Source organism: Paenibacillus peoriae KCTC 3763 (genome assembly GCF_000236805.1).
In the GTDB taxonomy this organism is placed as follows: Bacteria; Bacillota; Bacilli; order Paenibacillales; family Paenibacillaceae; genus Paenibacillus; species Paenibacillus peoriae.
In genome coordinates this window covers 43,665-62,598 of sequence record NZ_AGFX01000010.1, presented here as the reverse complement: position 1 = coordinate 62,598, position 18,934 = coordinate 43,665, and the positions used below count along the sequence as shown (strand labels likewise).

At 47.3% G+C, this 18,934-nt stretch carries 15 protein-coding genes; 6 read left to right on the top strand and 9 right to left on the bottom strand.

Translation table 11 applies throughout. The features are described 5' to 3' along the window. The first annotated feature begins 103 nt into the window (after positions 1-103). The 3 genes from KQI_RS0102360 to KQI_RS0102350 are packed head-to-tail and all read left to right on the top strand — an operon-like array spanning position 104 to position 5,341. Entirely contained in the window at positions 104-1,387 is a 1,284-nt protein-coding gene (locus KQI_RS0102360) for an efflux RND transporter periplasmic adaptor subunit (RefSeq protein WP_241763850.1), read from the top strand. Next, a complete protein-coding gene (locus KQI_RS0102355) occupies positions 1,384-4,479 on the top strand; it encodes an efflux RND transporter permease subunit (protein WP_010345092.1) in 3,096 nt (1,031 codons plus the stop codon). The genes KQI_RS0102360 and KQI_RS0102355 overlap by 4 nt, the downstream gene beginning before the upstream one ends. Beyond that, entirely contained in the window at positions 4,460-5,341 is an 882-nt protein-coding gene (locus KQI_RS0102350) for a TetR/AcrR family transcriptional regulator (RefSeq protein ID WP_010345091.1), read from the top strand. The genes KQI_RS0102355 and KQI_RS0102350 overlap by 20 nt, the downstream gene beginning before the upstream one ends. 105 nt (positions 5,342-5,446) lie before the next feature. On the opposite strand, the gene KQI_RS0102345 is transcribed toward KQI_RS0102350, so the two are convergent. The 8 genes from KQI_RS0102345 to KQI_RS0102310 form a co-directional block, all read right to left on the bottom strand. Next, positions 5,447-6,085, bottom strand: coding sequence for a GDSL-type esterase/lipase family protein (locus KQI_RS0102345; RefSeq protein WP_010345090.1), 639 nt, complete (start codon positions 6,083-6,085; stop codon positions 5,447-5,449). 68 nt (positions 6,086-6,153) lie between these two features. Continuing rightward, positions 6,154-6,576 (bottom strand): GNAT family N-acetyltransferase, encoded by a 423-nt coding sequence (locus tag KQI_RS0102340; protein ID WP_010345088.1) that lies wholly within the window; start codon positions 6,574-6,576, stop codon positions 6,154-6,156. A gap of 38 nt (positions 6,577-6,614) precedes the next feature. Next, a complete protein-coding gene (locus tag KQI_RS0102335) occupies positions 6,615-7,169 on the bottom strand; it encodes a nucleotidyltransferase family protein (protein ID WP_010345087.1) in 555 nt (184 codons plus the stop codon). Between the two features lie 19 nt (positions 7,170-7,188). Then, positions 7,189-8,514: an MDR family MFS transporter gene (locus KQI_RS0102330; RefSeq protein ID WP_326117657.1), complete on the bottom strand. Its 1,326-nt coding sequence runs from the start codon at positions 8,512-8,514 to the stop codon at positions 7,189-7,191. A 229-nt stretch (positions 8,515-8,743) separates the two neighbouring features. Then, complete coding sequence (locus tag KQI_RS0102325; protein ID WP_010345085.1) at positions 8,744-9,193, bottom strand: MarR family winged helix-turn-helix transcriptional regulator; 450 nt, start codon at positions 9,191-9,193, stop codon at positions 8,744-8,746. Between the two features lie 164 nt (positions 9,194-9,357). Beyond that, complete coding sequence (locus KQI_RS0102320) at positions 9,358-9,807, bottom strand: VanZ family protein (RefSeq protein ID WP_010345084.1); 450 nt, start codon at positions 9,805-9,807, stop codon at positions 9,358-9,360. Further along, positions 9,807-10,475: a ribose-5-phosphate isomerase RpiA gene (gene rpiA / locus KQI_RS0102315; RefSeq protein ID WP_010345083.1), complete on the bottom strand. Its 669-nt coding sequence runs from the start codon at positions 10,473-10,475 to the stop codon at positions 9,807-9,809. Before rpiA ends, KQI_RS0102320 begins: the two co-directional genes overlap by 1 nt. A gap of 61 nt (positions 10,476-10,536) precedes the next feature. Next, positions 10,537-11,007, bottom strand: a complete 471-nt coding sequence (locus tag KQI_RS0102310) for a GNAT family N-acetyltransferase (RefSeq protein ID WP_010345081.1) — start codon at positions 11,005-11,007, stop codon at positions 10,537-10,539. Between the two features lie 464 nt (positions 11,008-11,471). Here KQI_RS0102310 and KQI_RS0102305 point away from each other — a divergent pair, with 464 nt between their 5' ends. The 3 genes from KQI_RS0102305 to KQI_RS0102295 all read left to right on the top strand — a co-directional run bounded on the left by KQI_RS0102305 (position 11,472) and on the right by KQI_RS0102295 (position 18,195). Next, positions 11,472-13,241: a methyl-accepting chemotaxis protein gene (locus KQI_RS0102305; protein ID WP_010345080.1), complete on the top strand. Its 1,770-nt coding sequence runs from the start codon at positions 11,472-11,474 to the stop codon at positions 13,239-13,241. A 142-nt stretch (positions 13,242-13,383) separates the two neighbouring features. Next, a complete protein-coding gene (locus KQI_RS0102300; RefSeq protein WP_010345079.1) occupies positions 13,384-17,079 on the top strand; it encodes a non-ribosomal peptide synthetase family protein in 3,696 nt (1,231 codons plus the stop codon). A gap of 117 nt (positions 17,080-17,196) precedes the next feature. Then, positions 17,197-18,195: a polysaccharide deacetylase family protein gene (locus KQI_RS0102295; protein WP_029389997.1), complete on the top strand. Its 999-nt coding sequence runs from the start codon at positions 17,197-17,199 to the stop codon at positions 18,193-18,195. 109 nt (positions 18,196-18,304) lie between these two features. On the opposite strand, the gene KQI_RS0102290 is transcribed toward KQI_RS0102295, so the two are convergent. Further along, on the bottom strand, positions 18,305-18,925 hold the full coding sequence (locus KQI_RS0102290; RefSeq protein WP_010345077.1) for a TraX family protein: 621 nt from the start codon (positions 18,923-18,925) through the stop codon (positions 18,305-18,307). Positions 18,926-18,934 lie beyond the last annotated feature (9 nt).

Below are 18,934 nucleotides of genomic sequence, written 5' to 3'. Positions count from 1 at the left end.
CTACATATCTGCCATATTCATCCTTCTGTTTACTTCAGCTTGCTCATCTACAGGATTGAGTCAAAATGATGCAGCAGAACAACAAAAGCAAAAGGTGGAAGCAATGACTGTAAAAAAAGAACCGCTGTCTGCTTCTTTTCACCTTTCAGGCACACTACAGCCCTATGAAGACACCACCGTATCATTCGAGTTATCCGGTCTGATACGTGACACACTTGTGAACGTGGGAGACTCCGTATCCCAAGGACAGGCCTTGACCAAACTTGATCCATCCAGCTATCAGCTCCAACTGGAGCAGGCCAATACGGCCATTCTTGAAGCACAGGCTGGTATCAAAAATGCTACAGCTGCCATTTCAAGTGTAGATGCCTCCATTCAATCCGCCGATGCGCAAAAAGCAGCTGCTCAAGCTGGAGTCAACAAAGTGAACAAGGGTGCCCGTGAGCAGGAAAGAGCACAGGTCCGTACCAAAGTGCAAAGAGCGCAATCCGCTTTGACTAAAGCACAAGCCACCGCTGAACGCACCAAGCTTTTATATGATCAGGGAGCTGCGACCAAAAACGATTATGAAAATACACAGCTCGCTTTAACCAACGCCTCCAAGGATCTGGAGGATGCACAAGAAGCCCTCTCCTTAATACAGGAGGGAGCCACATTAGAAGATCGGCAATCGGCAGAATCCAGCTTGCGGCAAGCCCAAGCCGGGAAAGAAGCTGCCATCGCTGCGAAGAAACAGGCTGGAGCCTCCAAGGATAACTCTACTGCGGCATATCAACAGGCGGTCATTGCCAAAAAGCAAGCCGAACTTTCCCTCTCCAAGACAGCTTTAAAAGCCCCCATTTCCGGCGTTATTCTGGAGAAAAAGGCAACGGTGGGACAATTGGCGAGCGCTGGACAGCCGGTATATCGTATCGGACAAATCGACAAGCTCAAGGTGCTGCTCCCTGTTCCCGATCATGAAATCACGAACTGGAAGCAAGGTCAGACTGTCCAGCTTCAACTGTACGATGAGAACAGAGAAGGAACGGTCAGCAAAATTTATCCGGCCACCAACACCAATACGGGCAGTATCAACGTGGAAGTGATTGTTCCTAACACCCAGCATGATTGGGCCCCGGGACAAGTCGTAAAGGCAGGCCGCCAACTGACCGAGAGTGAGCAAATTTTGCTCCCGGCCAAGGCGGTCATTAATAACGGTACAGATACTTTTGTCTATAAAGTGGTGAACAACAAGGCGGTCAAGACGGTCGTGAATGTCGGCCAGATGTCCAACAATAAGCTCGAAATTACCAAGGGGCTGAATGTCGGGGATCGTATCGTTACCACCGGAGTAAACCTGATTTATGATGGGCTGTCCCTTCAGGTCATGGAGGGAACAAGCAAATGATTGAGTATTTTATCCGCAAGAAAAAACTGATCCTCTTTATTTTTGCGATGGCGATTGTAGCGGGATTTTATAGTGCCTCTCAGCTTCCCCGCCAGGAAATGCCGGATATCATTCAGAAAACCGCTATCGTTACAACACTCTACCCGGGAGCTGCTCCTGAAAAGGTAGAACAGACGGTCACCAAGCCCCTGGAACAAAAAATGAAGGAGCTCAATCATATTAAAAAAATCTCCTCCACCTCCGAAAATGGGCTTTCAACCATTGTCATTGAGACGGAAGGCTACGCCAATGCCAAGGAAGTCTGGGATGAGCTGCGCAAAAAAATGAACGATGCTCAATCCACACTGCCTACAGACGCGCAAAAGCCTGTCGTATACGACGATTTGAACAAGGTATTTATCCATTCCTATGCCATCACGGCGGATTCGGCGGAGCAATTATATCGATTAAATGATATGGTGAAATCGTGGCGAGATCAGTTAAAAACGGTCCCCGGCGTGTCGGAAGTGATCATCAAGGGATTGCCGGAGCAAGAGGTGCAGATTCAAATCGATGCCCAAAAGCTCCAGCAGTATCATATCAGCTGGGAACAGCTGATGAGTGCGGTACAAAAGGAAAATGAGCAAAATCCGATCGGTAATCTGGATTACAATGAACGCACATACCGAATGAACGTGTACCAGTCCAAGAATGCGCAGGATTTGAATAAAGTCATCATTTCCAGAACCGAAAGTGGAGCGCCTGTGTATCTCCAAGATGTCGGGACCATATTGCTTACGCATGATACCAGCAGCTATATGGCCTTTTTTAACGGTAAACCGGCCATTACCCTGACGATTAACGGTAACACCGGCTCGGACGTTGAGACCATTTATGGCAAAATAAATGAAGAAATGAAGCTGTTGCAACCGAAACTGCCGAATACGTACCAACTGAATACGTTATTTTCACAAACCGAGCGGATCAATCATATTTTTTCAGGCTTGACCCGTGAATTGCTGTTTGCGATTGCAGCTGTTATTCTCGTATGTACCCTGGGCTTGAATCTGATGACCTCCGCCTTTGTGGCGCTCGCGATTCCGATTTCGATCGGGATCGGCTTTATCCTTCTTCCCCTGCTCGGTGTGACGCTGAATCAGGTTACGGTCATCGGCTTGGTTATCGTAATGGGGATTCTCGTCGATGATGCTGTAGTGGTCAATGATAATATCGAACGCCGAATGTTAACGATGGGGGAGAGTCCCAAAATCGCCGCACTACATGGAACCAAGGAAGTGGCTTCTTCTATTCGAACCGCCACTCTGGCCACTGTCGCCTCCTTCGCTCCGCTTTTCTTTATATCAGGCGATGCCGGCTCCTTTGCCAAGCCATTGCCTTTTTCCGTTATCCTTACTTTGTTGGCTTCCATGCTCATGGCCCTTACTGTTATCCCGATCTTTAGAGAATGGTATGGGCAGCGAAGTCAACAAACAAACGGCTCCACGATGAAGCCGCCCGGACTTTTGGGCAAACAAATTGACGCTCTGCGTAATGTATATGCTGGCAAGCTGATTCCCAAGGTGCTGAAACGGCCTGCCTTATATGCCGCCTCGGGATTGTTGATCAGCACCACATTATACGGCGTGCTTGCGTTTATTCCGATCGACCTGTTCCCTAGAACAAGCGATCCGCAATTAAGCATTAATGTACGCATGCCGATCGGAACTTCTATAGAAGAAACGAGACAGGTAACCGAAGATATTGCCAAATGGGTGAAACAGCAGCCTCATGTGCGTACCATCAGCTATGCCGCTGGCGGTGATGCTCCTCCGTTGTTTCAGGATATGACCGCTGAGGCCAAAACAGGCTCAACCGTGGGGCAGATTGCTGTCGTTGGTGAAGAAGGCGAGTTTAATCCGGATGAGATGGCGGAGCGCTGGTCCACTGTTTTAAAGGATCGTTATCCGGGTCAATCCATCTCCGTCAAAATAGCCAAAGTCGGGCTGCCTCTCGGCAAGCCGATCTCCATTCGGATTTTAGGCAATGATGTGAACCAGCTTCGTACCTTGTCCCAACAGCTTAAAGAAGCCGTCATGGCTACCAAAGGGACCCAGGACGTTCATGACAATATGGAGAATGAAGGGTATACACTGGATTTCCAATTGAACAAACAAGCCATGGACCAATACCTGGTAAGCAATAATGATCTGACACGCACACTCCTGCTCATGGGCAATGGGGTCAGCTTCAGCAGGTTTGATACTGGCCATGATTTAATTAATATTAAGTTAAAGGTCGAACAGGCGGACCAGAATCCAGAGATATTGTTCCAGCAATTAAATGTGACCAATGCCAACGGGGTTCAGATTCCCTTATCTCAGCTGGCGGAGTTAAAGCCATCGTTTGCAACGCAAAAAATGAACCATTATAATTTAAAGCGTTCCATTACGGTAGAAGCAGAAGTTCACGGACGATCGGCTTCCGAAGTGATGAAGGATGTCGAGCTGAAATTACAGAACATCCAATTCCCTCCGGGCTACACTTGGGAAATCGGCGGTGAGCTTTCAGAACAATATGACATCTTGGCAGAATTGGGATCACTATATGTTGTCGTCATATTTTTAATCTTCATGCTTATATTTTTGCAATTTTATTCCTTCTCGACCCCGCTTATCATTCTGACCACGGTGTATATGGCGGCTGCAGGCGGATTTCTCGGCTTGTTCCTCCTGAATATACCCATCACTTTTATGGGTGTGCTGGGATTGATGACCCTGGCGGGCATTATCGTGCGTAACGGTGTTGTACTGATTGAATTTATTGAGGAGGCCAGACGCGAAGGGACCGATCTGAAAGAGGCTGTAATTGCAGCGACCAAAGCGCGTTTTCGTCCTATACTGCTTACATCGGTGACGGCCATCGTCGGCCTGCTTCCGATTGCCCTGATTGGAGAACATATGTTTAGACCTCTGGCGTATACCATTATATCCGGATTAATGTATTCCACGATCCTGACCATGTTTGTAGTGCCTTCCCTGTATATGGTTATAGCCCGGTGGAAATTAAAAAGACAGAGTAAAAACGGGGGATACGATGAAAAAAATAACGAGTGAGGATATCATTTATGCTGCCCTTTCCCTATTTTCGGAAAAGGGATACGATGCCACCTCGGTCGATGAGATTGCACGTGAAAGCGGAATGGTGAAGGCTTCCTTTTATAAATACTTTCAAAGTAAAGAAGAGTTGCTGCTGGGGACAATCTTCCTGATTGAAAAACTTCTTGATGCAGATATTAAGGAGCTTTATTTGAAGCATCAGCTATCCCCGCGTGAGAAGTTGAGACAACTATACTTGATTGCTTTGGGTCGGATTTATAAAAACAAGATTCATTTGCTGGTGTATTCGGTTCCCTTAATCGGTTCTAAGGAAGTAAAAATCGCCCAAGCCATCGATCGTCTTGAACATCATTTTTCTAACCTGATCGTTGAGTTCTTAATTGAAGCTTATGGGCAATCTATACGTGACTATGCATACGATATCGTTTTTGTCATTAAAAGTATCATTATTAATGCCTTCCGAATGAGCAACTCAGAGCTGTCCCAGACGGAGCACCAAGCACTGGCTGAATTTATCGTCAGTATCGAGGATATGATGGCTCAAGGAATGCTGAACCCGAATCATCAGCACCAGATTATGTGGAGCCCTGACACCAGCCTATATGAAAGCTCCGACGAGTTCTGGACCAAGGGAAAACAAATCTCCTATGCGCTGCAGCGTATGGATACGGTTCTGAAACAAACGGAATTAAATGAAGCTACCCGGCATGAATATGTGCAAATCCTGAGCAGATTACAGGGGGAGTTATCAGAACAAAACGTGGACATAGCCCACGCGAAAGCCCTGCTTCTATTTTTGGGGCAGTTGCCCGAGCTACAGGAAGACTGTACCAAGCTGAAGGCTATATTGGAGGTTTAGCACGCCGAAATGCATAAAAAGAGGTTCATGATAGTCAGATCTACTGCCATCATGAACCTCTTTCTTTAATATACTCATCGTACGATCAAAAGCTTCCTCCCACGCTCACCGTAATGGCGCATAACCGAGCCGATTCAGCTCTTCTGCAATCACGCGATAACCACGGCTGTTCGGATGTATCCGATCCAGCGACAGCAGCGCCCGTTCATTACCCTCAAACGCGGGATAAATATTCGCCACCCGATAATTCGGTCCGCCCAACCTATAGAGGAACGAGTTGTACTGGCGCACATATACCCCCGCTTCCCTGACTCCTGGAAAAGGATTATATAATCCTACCATTCGTATGATAAATGGCTCACGCTGACCGGACTTTATCTGATACAGGGCATGCACGATTTGGCGTACATGCTCTTTGGTGTGGTTCAGGGCTTGCGGAATGGAAGAACCCGACGAACCGGGGCCTCCAGCAAGTGTGCTGATATATGGACGCAAATCATTTCCACCGATCGTTACCGTTATGAGTTCAGCTCGGCTGAGCGCCGACCGAAAAAGCGGATTGTTGCGGATCAACGATAGCAGTTCCTGCGAAGTCAGTCCGTTGATTCCCAAATTCTCGTAACTGACTGGCGTATGGAGATGCCTTTCCGCCATTCGTCGATAGATGGATGCAAATCCGCCGCTCAGCAGCGTGCCTGCACCTGTCGTCAAAGAATCTCCAATTGCTGTGTAGTGGTACGCCAATGAAACCTACCTCCCTCCGACATAATCTATCTTATGTGGAAAAAGGGAGGCGCGACCCGGAGATTCGCTTATTCTTCCTCTATTTCATATATACAATGGAATTGCCCACTACCCGGCAAATCCTCTGATCCGTACACGGCGAAGCCCACATTGCGAAAGAAATCCGCCCCTTCCGCATCTGTTTCTACCGTGAGCCGTTTCGGGTTACGTTCCTTAATGAGCGTAAGCAGCATGCCTCTGCCATAGCCTCGATGACGATTTTCAGGCAATACAGCCAGGTGATGGAGCACGATCGTTCCATCCTCCCGCTCTTCAAATCCGACAACACCTACGATAAGTCCTTCATCTTCTACCCCGAACAGCTTCCATTCATCCGCGGTTTGGTAGAACCGTAAAGCTGCCTCCCCCTGTTCAGGACGATCCAGCACTGCGTAGGTTAGCAGCTCCAGAATCTCCTCTTGGTCCAAATCGTTTTTCATATCTTTAAACATCGTTAATTGTCTCTCCTTATCCTGCTGGTTCACAGTATTTAATTCTCCACAATAAGCAAAGGCCAGTTATCCAGCCACTGCTTCTCAAATACACGCTGGCGAAAAGCCGTCGTGTGACGGAACAATGGACTTTGACGTACCCGCATATCCAGCAGATCGTTTAATCCATACGGACAAATGACCTCCATTTGGTCCTCGTCATTCAGTCTAATGGCTACTGCCGTCGCCGTCTCTGGCCAGTGGCTCATGGCATCCTCTATCGAGGAATACGGGGCTTCTCCGTTGCGGATATGCATCCGCGCCTGATTTTTGACAGACCAGTTGCGTCCAGCCTGCTTACGATTCAAGGACAGCTCCAGATGCTCATCTCGTTCCTCCAGCGTATTTTTCGGATCAAAATAAATGACATCTATATCATTGAGAGGTGTAGCGGTCGTATAACCATGCAGTTTATCCCACACCCGATTGCGTACATAGCCTGCGGCAATACAGCCTTGAGGCAATCCCAGGGCCCGTACGTAGCGCAGGTCTTCAAGAACTTGCGGATCATTCATCATGTGTATGATTCGCTGCATATCTTCTTCCGGCTTCATCCTGCATTCAGCTCCTTATTTAAGATGACAGTTGCTGCGCTGGCTCTCCAGCCTCGGCCGCAATCCCGGCTGTACGCTGCGCCAGACGGCGGCGGGCTACCAGCAAAAATGGAATGCCCATTACGACCGACAGCGTAATCGGAACAAAAACGGCAAGCGGTGCCGTATGGCCATAGCTATCCAGCAACCAGCCGCCAAACAAAGGAGCCAGCACACTGCCCAGATTATTAAAGCCAATCGTACCAAAGTAGGTCCCTTTATATTGAGCATCTGCAATCTGATCTATCAGCACATCCAGCATCGTGAACAACAACACTTCACCTATTGTAAACAGCACCATATCCAGTATAAACAACCAGCCTGTGTTTAGCATACTGAACAGCAACAAACTGACCGCAATGCATAGATTTCCTGCAATCAAGGAATTCACTGGGGAAAACCGGCTAGCCAGCCGCACCAGCGGATACTGGAAAGCCAATACGCAAATCGCGTTGGCCGTAAGCATGTATGTAAACCACCGGGTTCCTTCCGCGAAGGATAACGATAAAAATTGGGGCATCGTGGAATTGGAATGAGCATAGCCCATCACGCAAAATACGGTTCCCAGCAAAATCGGCATAAATACCGGATCGCGGCTGGCTGTACGGAACGCCTCCCCCATCCGCAGCGGAGCTTCTCCGGTCGTGGTCCCTACACGCAGATCGGAGGCATAGCGGGCAAATTGAATCAACAGCAACACCCCATACAAGGCGTACACACCAGCAGCTACCATAAACGGCGTCCCCGTGGATGCAGAGCCCAGCAGCAAACCAAGCAGCGGTCCTGCCACCACACCTACATTAATGGCCGCATACCTCATATTGTAGATAAGCAACCTTTTTTCCTTGGGGGTTACATCTGATAACAGTGCTCGCGAGGTTGGCTCGAACAAGGATCTGCACAGTCCATTTAAGGCATTAATGACAAAAAAGGCCCAAGCTGCTTCAGCCAACGCAAAAGCAACGAATACAAGCGCCCAACTGGCGATAGACACCAGCATCACTTTACGCCGTCCAATGCGATCCGAAATATATCCACCGTAAAAGCTGGCAAAAATACCGACCAGCGAGCTGACCGATACGATCACTCCCGTATGAAAGGGAGATACCCCCAGACGAGTGGTCAAATAAATGGACAAAAACGGAATACTCATCGATGTCGCCATCCGACCGAAAATAGTCCCAGCAATAATTGTCCATGCCAGTGGGTGAATCGAACGCAGCTGTTCTTTCATCTGTCTCTTGTGCTCCCTTCTCTGTCCCGACTCCTTAAAAAACTTGCCACCACCCCATAGACCCAGACTCACACTGCCCGATTTGTATCTTTAAATAGGAGCTGGGAAATACATCCGAGCGTGACTATTAGATCATTATACCTGATTTGCGTCTCTACATTAACCCTGCTTCCCCAAAATGCGACAAAAAAATAAAATACCGTAAATACGGTATTTTATCTAAAAACATAGCATGTTTAACCTGCTGTCTGAACGTGTGCAGCTTATTATTAGTCGTTACTTTTCTCTCTCAGCTTTGTCCTCAGCTCTGTCTCTCAGCGGTCAGTCCAAGCTTTTTTAGCAGCTGAATGGCCTTTTCCTTCTCTTCCACAGACAGACCGTCCACCGTCTCCATAATAACACGATGATGCTGTGGGAATATTTGCTCAAAGAAATGGCGTCCTTCGTCGGTCAATTCTGCATAAATTACACGTCGATCATCTTGAGATGCACGCCGGGTGAGCAAGTTTTTTTTCTGGAGTTTATCCACGACATACGTTATATTCCCACTGGAGATGAGCACCTTTTCTCCGATTTTTTGCAAGGGCTGCGGTCCGCGATAATATAACAGATCAAGTACACCAAATTCTGTTGTATTCAATCCATGACTATGAATATCACGATTCGTGCGGGACGTGACCGAATTATAAGCACGAGCCAGCACAACAAACAAATTAAGCGCCAAGTCCTGATCATCTGGTTTTACAGACATAGTAACATCCTCCGTTAGTCATATCTTTATTCAAAGATATCTTAATTGCAAACTTTTGTCAAGTTTAAGCGTTTATCCCCACTGATCATTACAATTCATTATGTAAAAAAGCCTGCTCTCTACCTGCCACCAGTATGTGGCGCCAGCACGAGGAGCAGGACTTTTTATGATGCAATCCCTAACCTTTTTCGTAAAAGTACATAACCAGCGCGGCCACAACATACACCCACAACATTCAGGATGATATCGTCCACATCCATTGTACCTGCACCAAGCAGCATTTGGGACACTTCAAGAACGACCAGCGCGGCCACCACCGTTAACAACAGCCTGCCTATCCTGCGCATGGATACCCAAATGATCGGCAAAAGAACACCGAAAGGAATGAATACGCCAATATTACCCAGTAAATTAACACCCCATACCCGAGAAGGGAATGACTGCATCGCCCGCCAATATTGTCTAATTGTATCAAACGGAACGATATTGTACGAATATGGAGGTCCCGGTCGCAGGGTACGCCCAAACCCGAGAAACATCCAGTATAACAGAAGCGCTGTATATAAAATGAACAGCACAAATGCCACATTACGAAGCAGTCGCGTACCCGCCATTACTTGTTACGAATGTCGATCTGTCCATTGGCCCGTGCGATAATGACCTGATCCGCCATATTAATGAACAATCCGTTTTCGACGACCCCCGGGATTTGATTCAAGCGGATTTCCAGCTCTTGCGGGTTCTCAATCGTTCCATAGCGGCAATCGGCAATATAATTACCGTTATCCGTCAGGTAACGCTCTCCGTCTTGGATACGCCAATCCGCTTGACATCCTGTCTGCCGCAAGGCCTCCAACGTCCATTCACTGGCAAAAGGTACGACTTCAACAGGTAGAGGAAATGCGCCTAGCACCTTTACATCCTTGGACTCATCCACAATAATGATTAATCGGTCGCTGTTGCTCTCCACAATTTTTTCCCTCAATAGAGCTCCGCCCCCGCCCTTCACCAGCACCAGTTGCTCATTCACTTCGTCTGCCCCATCAATGGTAACGTCGAGCCTTCCAATCTGATCAAACGGAATGATGGGAATTCCCAGTTCTCTGGCCAAATCTTCCGAGGCTTGGGATGTAGCTACAGCCTGTATATGTAATCCTTGCGCTACACGCTCACCGATTTTTTGAATTGCCCAATAAGCCGTCGAGCCTGTACCAAGTCCTACTTTCATGCCATCCTGAATTGCCTCTACTGCTTTTTCAGCCGCTTTTTGCTTCAAATTCATTATCATCTCTCCCGCTATATAAGCTAGTATTGATTCATTATTCATTGTATATGAAACCGTTTTATAAAGACAGATGCAGCTTTTTACCATAGCAAAGACTGTTGATATCGTGTTCATACTCGCCGAATCGTTCAATCGACTCGTAACCCTGCTTCGTATAAAGAGCAATCGCTTCAGGTTGAGCCGCGCCGGTCTCCAGCTTAACTCTTAAGGTTCCCCGCTTTCGAGCCTCATCCTCCAAAAAGGATAACAGACTGACAGCAATTCCTTGCCTGCGATAAGAGGGATCGACATAAAATCTTTTAAGCTCCATCTCTTCTGCGTCTATAGGTCTAAGTCCTCCACATGCAACAGGTTTTGCATCCATATACACAACAGCGAAAATCATTTCCTTCACTTTTGGATTGGAAAAATCAACCAAATAAATTTCGTCGGCAGGATACCTTTTCAGCAAATCTTCATCCAGCTTTTGAATTAATTCATGCAGATCCACATGGCCACTCTTAACCTTTACAATTGTAAGATTGGACATTCTTCTCCTCCCTCTTCTCTATACATAGATATTTTGGCTCATATCACAAACAACTCAAAAAAACGCGACAAATCGAGCATTTAGGACGCCTACTATGAAAAATGTCCCAAATTGACAGTGCAATTAACTCTATTATAAAGTATGATGGTTTGTGTTGAATAGTCGGCTTATGTACTGAAATGATTTCAAATTTCAAGTTGAAGTATAAATTGGAAAATACTGAAACACACACAGCGTTTACCTATTAAAATTTATTTTTTTATATTGTGAGGTATTCATTTCATGGGCTTTTTGTACGACATATATATAGGGATACATACTTGTTCGTAGAAGGACTAAATACCTAATACATATAATTCAAGGGTCTATTAACTCTATTATTCCGTTTGTAAGGGGAACTTGATTATCTCATTAGATAAGCGGTTCAACACCATATACAAAAATACAACTAGGGAGTGAACATTTTGAAAAAGTGGAGTAGCTTATCTTTTTTCACCAAGAACTTATTATTATCATTCTTCAACATTGTATTGATCGGGCTAGTCCTCATCGTGTCCAGCTATCTGATCCAGCGTACGATTTTGATTGACCAACTGCACGGGCAAGTAGAGAAAATCACAATGAAGTGGTCCCAAGGCATTAAGGCGGATGAAGTATCACAAGCCGTTCAAGAAAAAAATTATGACGGACCCGTTCAAGCCAAACTCCGTGCCTACCTGGATAATATTATGGCAACGAATCCGAATATCGCTCATGCCTATATTTTCGGAACGGAACTGGAAGGCGGCGATCAGACATCCATTGTTGCGATGCCGACCGATCTGAGAGAATCATTTGAAAAAGATAAAATGGGTGTTGGCGCAATGTACCAACAACCCAACGTTGTAGTGGTAGGCGTAGCCGATATGCTGGACAGTGGCAAACCAACCTTCACCAGCTTCTACGATGACTCTTTTGGTACATGGACCACTTTAATGACTCCGATTAAAGATCCAAGTGGCAAAATCTTTGCATATTTTGCTGTCGATGCAGATGCCAGTGCTGTACCTGCTGGCCTGACCAAGCTTCTCATTAGCGGTGCTACCATTTTGGTCATTTTCCTGCTGATCTGTCTGGCGCTTCAATATTGGGTTGTAAGACGTACGCTGACGCCGATTAAGCAACTCATGTACGGTATCAGTGAAGTAAGCAAAGGAAACCTGGATGTTCAAATTCATGCAGGCCAGGATGATTTGGGACTCGTGAATCAGAACTTTAATGACATGGTAAGCCATATTAACAGCATCATGACCAAAGTGAAGCAGACAACGGATGAAGTCAATGAATCGGCGAAGGAACTACTCGCAATCTGCGAACAAAACGGTGTTAATTCAAACATTATTAATCAGAATATCAATGAAATTACGAATAACATCCGTGCACAAGAAAAAGCAACGGGGGATAGTGCACGAGCCATGTCTGAAATGGCTTCGGTCATCCAAAATATCGCAGCCAGCTCTGCTACTGTTGCAGAAGAAGCAAATTCGGTCGAGAAGCGTTCTAACGAAGGTAACGAAATTGTCGGCAAGGTTTCTTCACAAATGCATTTAATTACAGACTCTGTTACCAATACATCCCGCATCATCAAGCTGCTTGATAACCGTTCGCAAGAAATTGGCAACATTATCGGTACGATTTCAGGTATTTCCAGCCAGACGAATCTGCTTGCCTTGAATGCTTCTATTGAAGCAGCGCGTGTCGGTGAAGAAGGCAAAGGCTTTGCCGTTGTTGCCAGTGAGGTTCGCAAGTTGGCAGAGCAATCAGCGGAAGCAACCAAACAAATCACAACCCTAATAGAAGAAATCCAAAGTGAAATCGGCCAAGCCGTAATTTCTATGGAGAAAGGTAACGTTGAAGTTCAGAATGGGATCGTTGTGGCTGGACAAGCTGGCGAGCTGTTCAATGACATTTTGCAAGCAACGAAAAATGTAGCATTGCAAATTCAAGAAGTATCCAGTGCAACGGAGGAAATTTCTGCGGGTACACAAGAAATGACAGCAACGGCAGACGACCTCTCTTCCACCGTAAGCAAAACAGCTAACAACAGCATTCATATTGCACAAACGGCTGATGAACAAAAAGCTTCTCTGGACTCCATCATAGATTCGTCCTATAAATTGTCGTCTATGTCTGAAGAGCTCCAAGAAATTACTTCTTATTTTAAAATTAAGGACAGCAACCGTACCAAATCATAACAACCATTCTATCGACTCCAATGTTTTTTCATAAACAAGTCGCTCAGAAATGCCTCCCTCCTGTTCATGCATTTGAAGGGATAGGAGGCATTTCTGACTTTATCCATATATGAAGATATCAAACATTCAGGAGGTAAGCGTAATGGCTTCAATACTACAAAACAGTTTACAAACAGCGCCGTCCCCGTTCCTGGTTCCCTTGGATTTTGCACGTATACAACGCAAGCATACATACTCTACTTATCGAGTAGAGCTAGAACCGTCCATCTCTGAGCTGCTGAGCCAGCGAACAGCAGCGGAAGTCAGACACGCGTTGCTATTATCAGCGTATACCGCATGGGTATATCGTTTGTCCGCAGAAGAAGAAGTTTCTTTTTCTACTTTTGTGCCTCAATCGGGTCTGCTTACAGCCTCACTGACGATCGAAAAGGAAACGACTTTCCATGAACTGACAGGCTTGTTTCAGGAAATGCTTCGTAAGTCTGACGCTTATCTGGCAGAACCTCAAGCCGATACGTCATTCTCGGCAAATCTGCCTGCAGGCGGCGGTACAGAATCCCGTATTATGGACTGGGCTGTCAGCGAAAACAGCGGCTCTTATCAAATACAGATACGGTATGATGATTCACTCCTTCTGGAAACAACGATTGTCCGGTATGCAGAATATTTCGAAACCCTTCTGCGTGGTACACTAACCAGCAGCCATGCTCTTGTGAATTCAATTGATATATTGTCTGATGCCGATCGGGCTGCTCATGAGGCTTTAAATAATACAGTCGTGAAGTATCCTGAGCATCAAACCATTCACGGCATGTTTGAGGAGGCGGCTTCACAATATCCTGATCGTCCGGCTATTGCTTCCCACGCTGGAGAGTATACGTACCGCGAGCTGAACGAACGTGCTAACCAGGTCGCACGTGTGTTGCTATCCAAGGGCCTTGCCAAAGGCGAATTCGTGACCATCTTCATGGAACGAAGCCTGGAGACCGTTATTTCTCTGCTCGGCATCCTGAAAGCCGGAGGTGTGTACGTACCTGTCGATCCAGCCCACCCCGCTGACCGGAGTAGCTACATCGTCGAGGATACGCGTTCTCCCTTTGTCCTAACAACTTCAGCACTGACCCGGCAAGCGACTGAACTGTGCGGCTCCATTGATACCGTAAAAGAAATTCTAGCCATTAACGGACCACTGGCAGGCTATGCCGCAAGCAATCCGAACGTTAACGTAGGTCCGGATGATCTCGCTTATGTTATCTATACATCCGGCTCGACAGGCAAACCGAAAGGTGCCTTGATTGCTCACCGCGGGGTCGTTAACCTCGGGGCTGTTGTGCAACGCGATTGCGATATCACATCTCAGGATGTATTGACCCAATTCGCGACCTATAGCTTCGATGCATCCGTTTGGGATACGATTGGAGCCTTGTTCTACGGTGCAAAGCTGTACCTGCTGTCTTCCGAAGAGCGTGTATCTGTTGAAGAATTTGCAGAAGCCATCGCACGCACCGGTACGACGATTATTACCATTTTGCCAACTGTCTTCTTTAATCAGCTGTCAACGTACTTATCAGACGAAGGCTATCGCAAACTTGCCAAAGTACGGATTGTTACCGTGGCAGGCGAGGCGCTGTACGGCTCACAGGTTCGAGCGTTCCAGAGCAAGTTCGGGACAGATACAGACATTGTCAACGTATATGGACCGACCGAGTGCACCGTGGCGACGACGACCCACCGTGTTCGTGGTGCTGTGCCAGAGCATGTCGTTAACATTCCAATCGGCAAACCGATTTACAATTACAAAGTCTACATCGTCAATGAGGATAACAAGCTGTGCCCTGTCAATATTCCAGGTGAAGTGTGCATTGCTACTCCTGCGTTGGCCCATGGCTACCTCCATCAGCCGGATCGTACTGCCCAATCGTTCGTGGACAACCCTTTTGTTCCGGGTGAAAAAATGTACCGCTCGGGCGATATCGCCAAACTGCTGCCGGACGGCACGATTGAATACGTAAGTCGGAAGGATTCGCAGCTCAAAATTCGGGGAAATCGGATCGAAATTGGTGAGATTGAGGACCACTTCTCCAAACATCCGGACGTTCAGGACGTGGCAGTCGTAGCCGTCAAGGATCATACGGATCAAAATATGCTGGTGGGCTATTTCACCACTTCAGACGGGCAATCCATCCCGCAGGACGTGATTCAATCTTATATCGGGAGCAAGCTGCCCTCCTATTTTGTACCGAGCCATGTCGTACATCTGGAAGCCATGCCGATTTCACCGACTGGCAAGATTGATCGGAAAAAGCTGGCCCTGCGCCCGCTTCCCGAAGTATCTGACCTTTCATTTGGCGGAGAGCCTGTCCGGGAAGGGACCGAAATGCTCATTGCGGAAGCATGGGCACAAGTGCTTGGCAAAAACAATATTGGCGCAACCGATGATTTCTTCCTGATCGGGGGCGATTCGCTTCGTGTCATTCATGTACTGGCTATTTTGAAGCCGCGTTATGGCGCACTGCGTATCGGGGACTTTTTCCGCTACAAAACGATTCGCGAGCTTGCAGAATACGTGGAGCAATTAGGTACAGAACAAGCGCCACTACGTAAAGCAGTGACGGTTCCTCAAGAAAAAACAGACCTGAATGAGCATCCGATTGAACTGTCCGGCCATTCGGATCTTGCTGAAGTGCGCGACATGCGCGTGATTCTGTTGACCGGAGCTACCGGCTATCTTGGCTCACACATTCTGTATGATCTGCTTCAACGGACAGAAGCCCAAGTGTACGCGATCGTGCGCCCTTCTCAGAATGGCCCGTCCGGTATCGAGCGTATTCAGTCTGTCATGGCAGGATATTTCGGAACAGATATCTCCGGCTTGATCGAGGAACGAGTCAAAGCTGTGTACGGAGATTTGGAGCAGCCAGATCTTGGCCTCTCTTCCGCAGACCGTCATATGCTGGAGCATGAAATCGACGGCATCATTCACAGTGCCGCTGACGTCCGCCATTTTGGTGATTCAGCAGCCTTTGATCGTACGAATGTGACCGGGACGCTGGAACTGCTGAAAATCGCCCAAGCGAAGCCGGGAGCATCCTTCCATCATGTCTCAACGATAGGCATACCGGAGGATCTGGCCAACGAGGGGAAATGGGAATCCGTGCTGGATATGTCCTCCTTCCCGGATGAGCTGAGCGTGGACAACCTGTACACGAACAGTAAACTGGCGGCAGAAAAGCTGTTGTTCCAGGCGGCTCAAACAGGTACGCCTGTCTCCATCTATCGAGCAGGTAATTTGACAGCCCACTCGGCGAACGGACGCTTCCAGCGTAATATCGACAGCAATGCTTACTATCGTATGATGAAAGCAATGTTGCTGCTGGGCAAGGCGCCGCAGGCCGATTGGCATACAGACTTCACGCCGATTGATTATGCCAGCCGCGCGATCGTAGAGCTGTCCGTTCATCAAAAAAGCGCGAACCGCATTTTCCATATCTGCAATCCGAACCCACTGCCGTATGATGAACTGATTGCTATGGTAAACAAGCTGGGCTATGCTGTGGAAACCCTGCCTTTTGACGATTACAGTGCTTGGCTGCTGAATCCATCTTCCGGTATTCAGGAGGATGCGCTTCACCTTGCTATGGGACAACTCGAAGGCGACGGAGCCAAGGATTCTGCTTATCGGTACGGATGCACTGTAACCACGTCTCTGCTGGAGCAGGCTGGCGTCCAATGCCCGGTAACCGACCTGAATTTCATTCGAAACATGATCCAACATGCCGTCGAGATCGGTTATTTCCCGGCTTCATCATCGGTATCCGCAAAAGCAACACAGAGGTAACAAAGTTGTGATATTTCCCCCGCGTGTATTAGGTATGATAGACTAGATTTTGCTAGTTCCATCTTTAGTATTAACCTCAATACTCAGAATTTTTTGCATGCGGGGGATGTCACTCAAATGAAACACACTATATTTAAAAGAGCACTACTGATTATGAGCTTGATGGCTGTTTTAGGAATTTTGGTGTATGAGGCACGTACCATTTATCACACGCCTGTGGCTAAAGGAACCCACCGTACACGCACGGCTAATGCGGATCGACTGGTACGCCATCTATTCTCACTTACACCTACGCCGGATAGAGTATATTATCAGAACAAAGTCATTGTCCTGATGTATCATGAGGTGACCAAGGCCCCGCCTGATCCCGGTGCTCTCAGGCTAACTAATTTTACAAAGCAGCTGGACGAAATGAAAGCGAACGGCTTTCGCTGGATCACAATGAAAGAGTATACGGACTTTATTTTACATAAAGCCAAGGTTCCCGATAATGCGTTACTCATGACATTCGACGACGGCTATGAATCCTTTTATACGGATACCTTTCCCGTGTTAAAAGCATACCGCGTACCAGCAACCAATTTTCTCATCACATCCACAATTAGCAATCCCAAGCACATTGGTATTCGAAAGCTGACATGGGATCAAATTCAGCAAATGCATGCCGAAGGGATTGATTTTTATAATCATACCAATGACCAGCATGCGTATGGATACTCCAATGCAGCACGTACCAAGCAGAAGCCGCTTTTGATGGGTCCGGTATATTCGAAAAAGCTGGGGCGGATGGAAACCGAGGATGAGTTTAAACAGCGAGTTTACACCGATCTGGGCACGGCTGACAAGAAGCTGTTCAAGCATCTGCATAATGACCGGAATGTTCTGGCCTTCCCTTACGGTGGATATACCAAGGAAACGCTGGAAATTTGCCGCTCATTGGGCATAGACGTCACGTTCACGGTGAAACGTGGTATTAATTCACCGGGGCAGACGAATGGCTATCGTGTCAATGCAGGCGGGATACACAACATTCCGGAAGTCTTGGTGCAATATATGAAGGAGGGCGCTCCCCTTCGGCCATTGCCTTTTGCCCAAGGTCCCAACCAGGCATCATAAACGTGATCAGCTCATTTTAAGATCAAAAAGAACCTTTAAACCATGTGTGGGGTCAGTTCCGTCCCTATGCTCTGGTTTAAAGGTTCTTTGGGGTTGATGAGATAAAAAATTAGGGCCAAATGCGAATCGCCGCAATAACAGCCAAATGCACTGGGTAAAAGCTGCGCCACAACCAACGCGGAACCCGACTATAAAATCCGCTCTCTCCAGCTGCAAAACATGCGATCAGAATGCTGGACAGCAGACTAAAATGCTGGATATTCGCATGGTGCACCAGATCATACACCACGTTCAAAGCAAAATGGGCAGCAACCATCATATATGAACGTGTGTACCGATATATAAGGACAAGCAGCAGCCCATAGGCTCCGTAATCCATCATGCTAAGCTCCATGATCAGAGCTGTCAGGACATACAGGCACGTAATTGCAGCCCAATGCTTCAAGCGGGACGCAGCAGCCAGCGCCAGCAATGAAGCCAACAGCGTCCAGACTACATTCGGCCTGTACACATCAAGTGCCAGCATATAGGGTAATTGGGAAATCAGGGCGAGCCCAAGTAGACGGAGTATGTAGCTCTTCATATTCCTTGTTCGATCATACCCCATATACAGGGCGTACGCATAGATGGGAAAAGCAAGCCTGCCGGCAATTCTCCAAGCCGGATCTGCCGGGAAAAACACAAGTCCGACATGGTCTATCAGCATCGTCAGCATGGCCAACCAGTACATATAAGGCCC

Excerpts from the sequence above, each read along its gene's own strand:
- KQI_RS0102290 (WP_010345077.1), bottom strand. The coding sequence starts at position 18,925 with ATGTACTGGTTGGCCATGCTGACGATGCTGATAGACCATGTCGGACTT.
- KQI_RS0102355 (WP_010345092.1), top strand. The coding sequence starts at position 1,384 with ATGATTGAGTATTTTATCCGCAAGAAAAAACTGATCCTCTTTATTTTT.
- KQI_RS0102335 (WP_010345087.1), bottom strand. The coding sequence starts at position 7,169 with ATGAAGCCGGAAGAAGATATGCAGCGAATCATACACATGATGAATGAT.
- KQI_RS0102295 (WP_029389997.1), top strand. The coding sequence starts at position 17,197 with ATGAAACACACTATATTTAAAAGAGCACTACTGATTATGAGCTTGATG.
- KQI_RS0102360 (WP_241763850.1), top strand. The coding sequence starts at position 104 with ATGACTGTAAAAAAAGAACCGCTGTCTGCTTCTTTTCACCTTTCAGGC.
- KQI_RS0102310 (WP_010345081.1), bottom strand. The coding sequence starts at position 11,007 with ATGTCCAATCTTACAATTGTAAAGGTTAAGAGTGGCCATGTGGATCTG.
- rpiA (WP_010345083.1), bottom strand. The coding sequence starts at position 10,475 with ATGAATTTGAAGCAAAAAGCGGCTGAAAAAGCAGTAGAGGCAATTCAG.
- KQI_RS0102340 (WP_010345088.1), bottom strand. The coding sequence starts at position 6,576 with ATGTTTAAAGATATGAAAAACGATTTGGACCAAGAGGAGATTCTGGAG.
- KQI_RS0102320 (WP_010345084.1), bottom strand. The coding sequence starts at position 9,807 with ATGGCGGGTACGCGACTGCTTCGTAATGTGGCATTTGTGCTGTTCATT.
- KQI_RS0102350 (WP_010345091.1), top strand. The coding sequence starts at position 4,460 with ATGAAAAAAATAACGAGTGAGGATATCATTTATGCTGCCCTTTCCCTA.
- KQI_RS0102300 (WP_010345079.1), top strand. The coding sequence starts at position 13,384 with ATGGCTTCAATACTACAAAACAGTTTACAAACAGCGCCGTCCCCGTTC.
- KQI_RS0102325 (WP_010345085.1), bottom strand. The coding sequence starts at position 9,193 with ATGTCTGTAAAACCAGATGATCAGGACTTGGCGCTTAATTTGTTTGTT.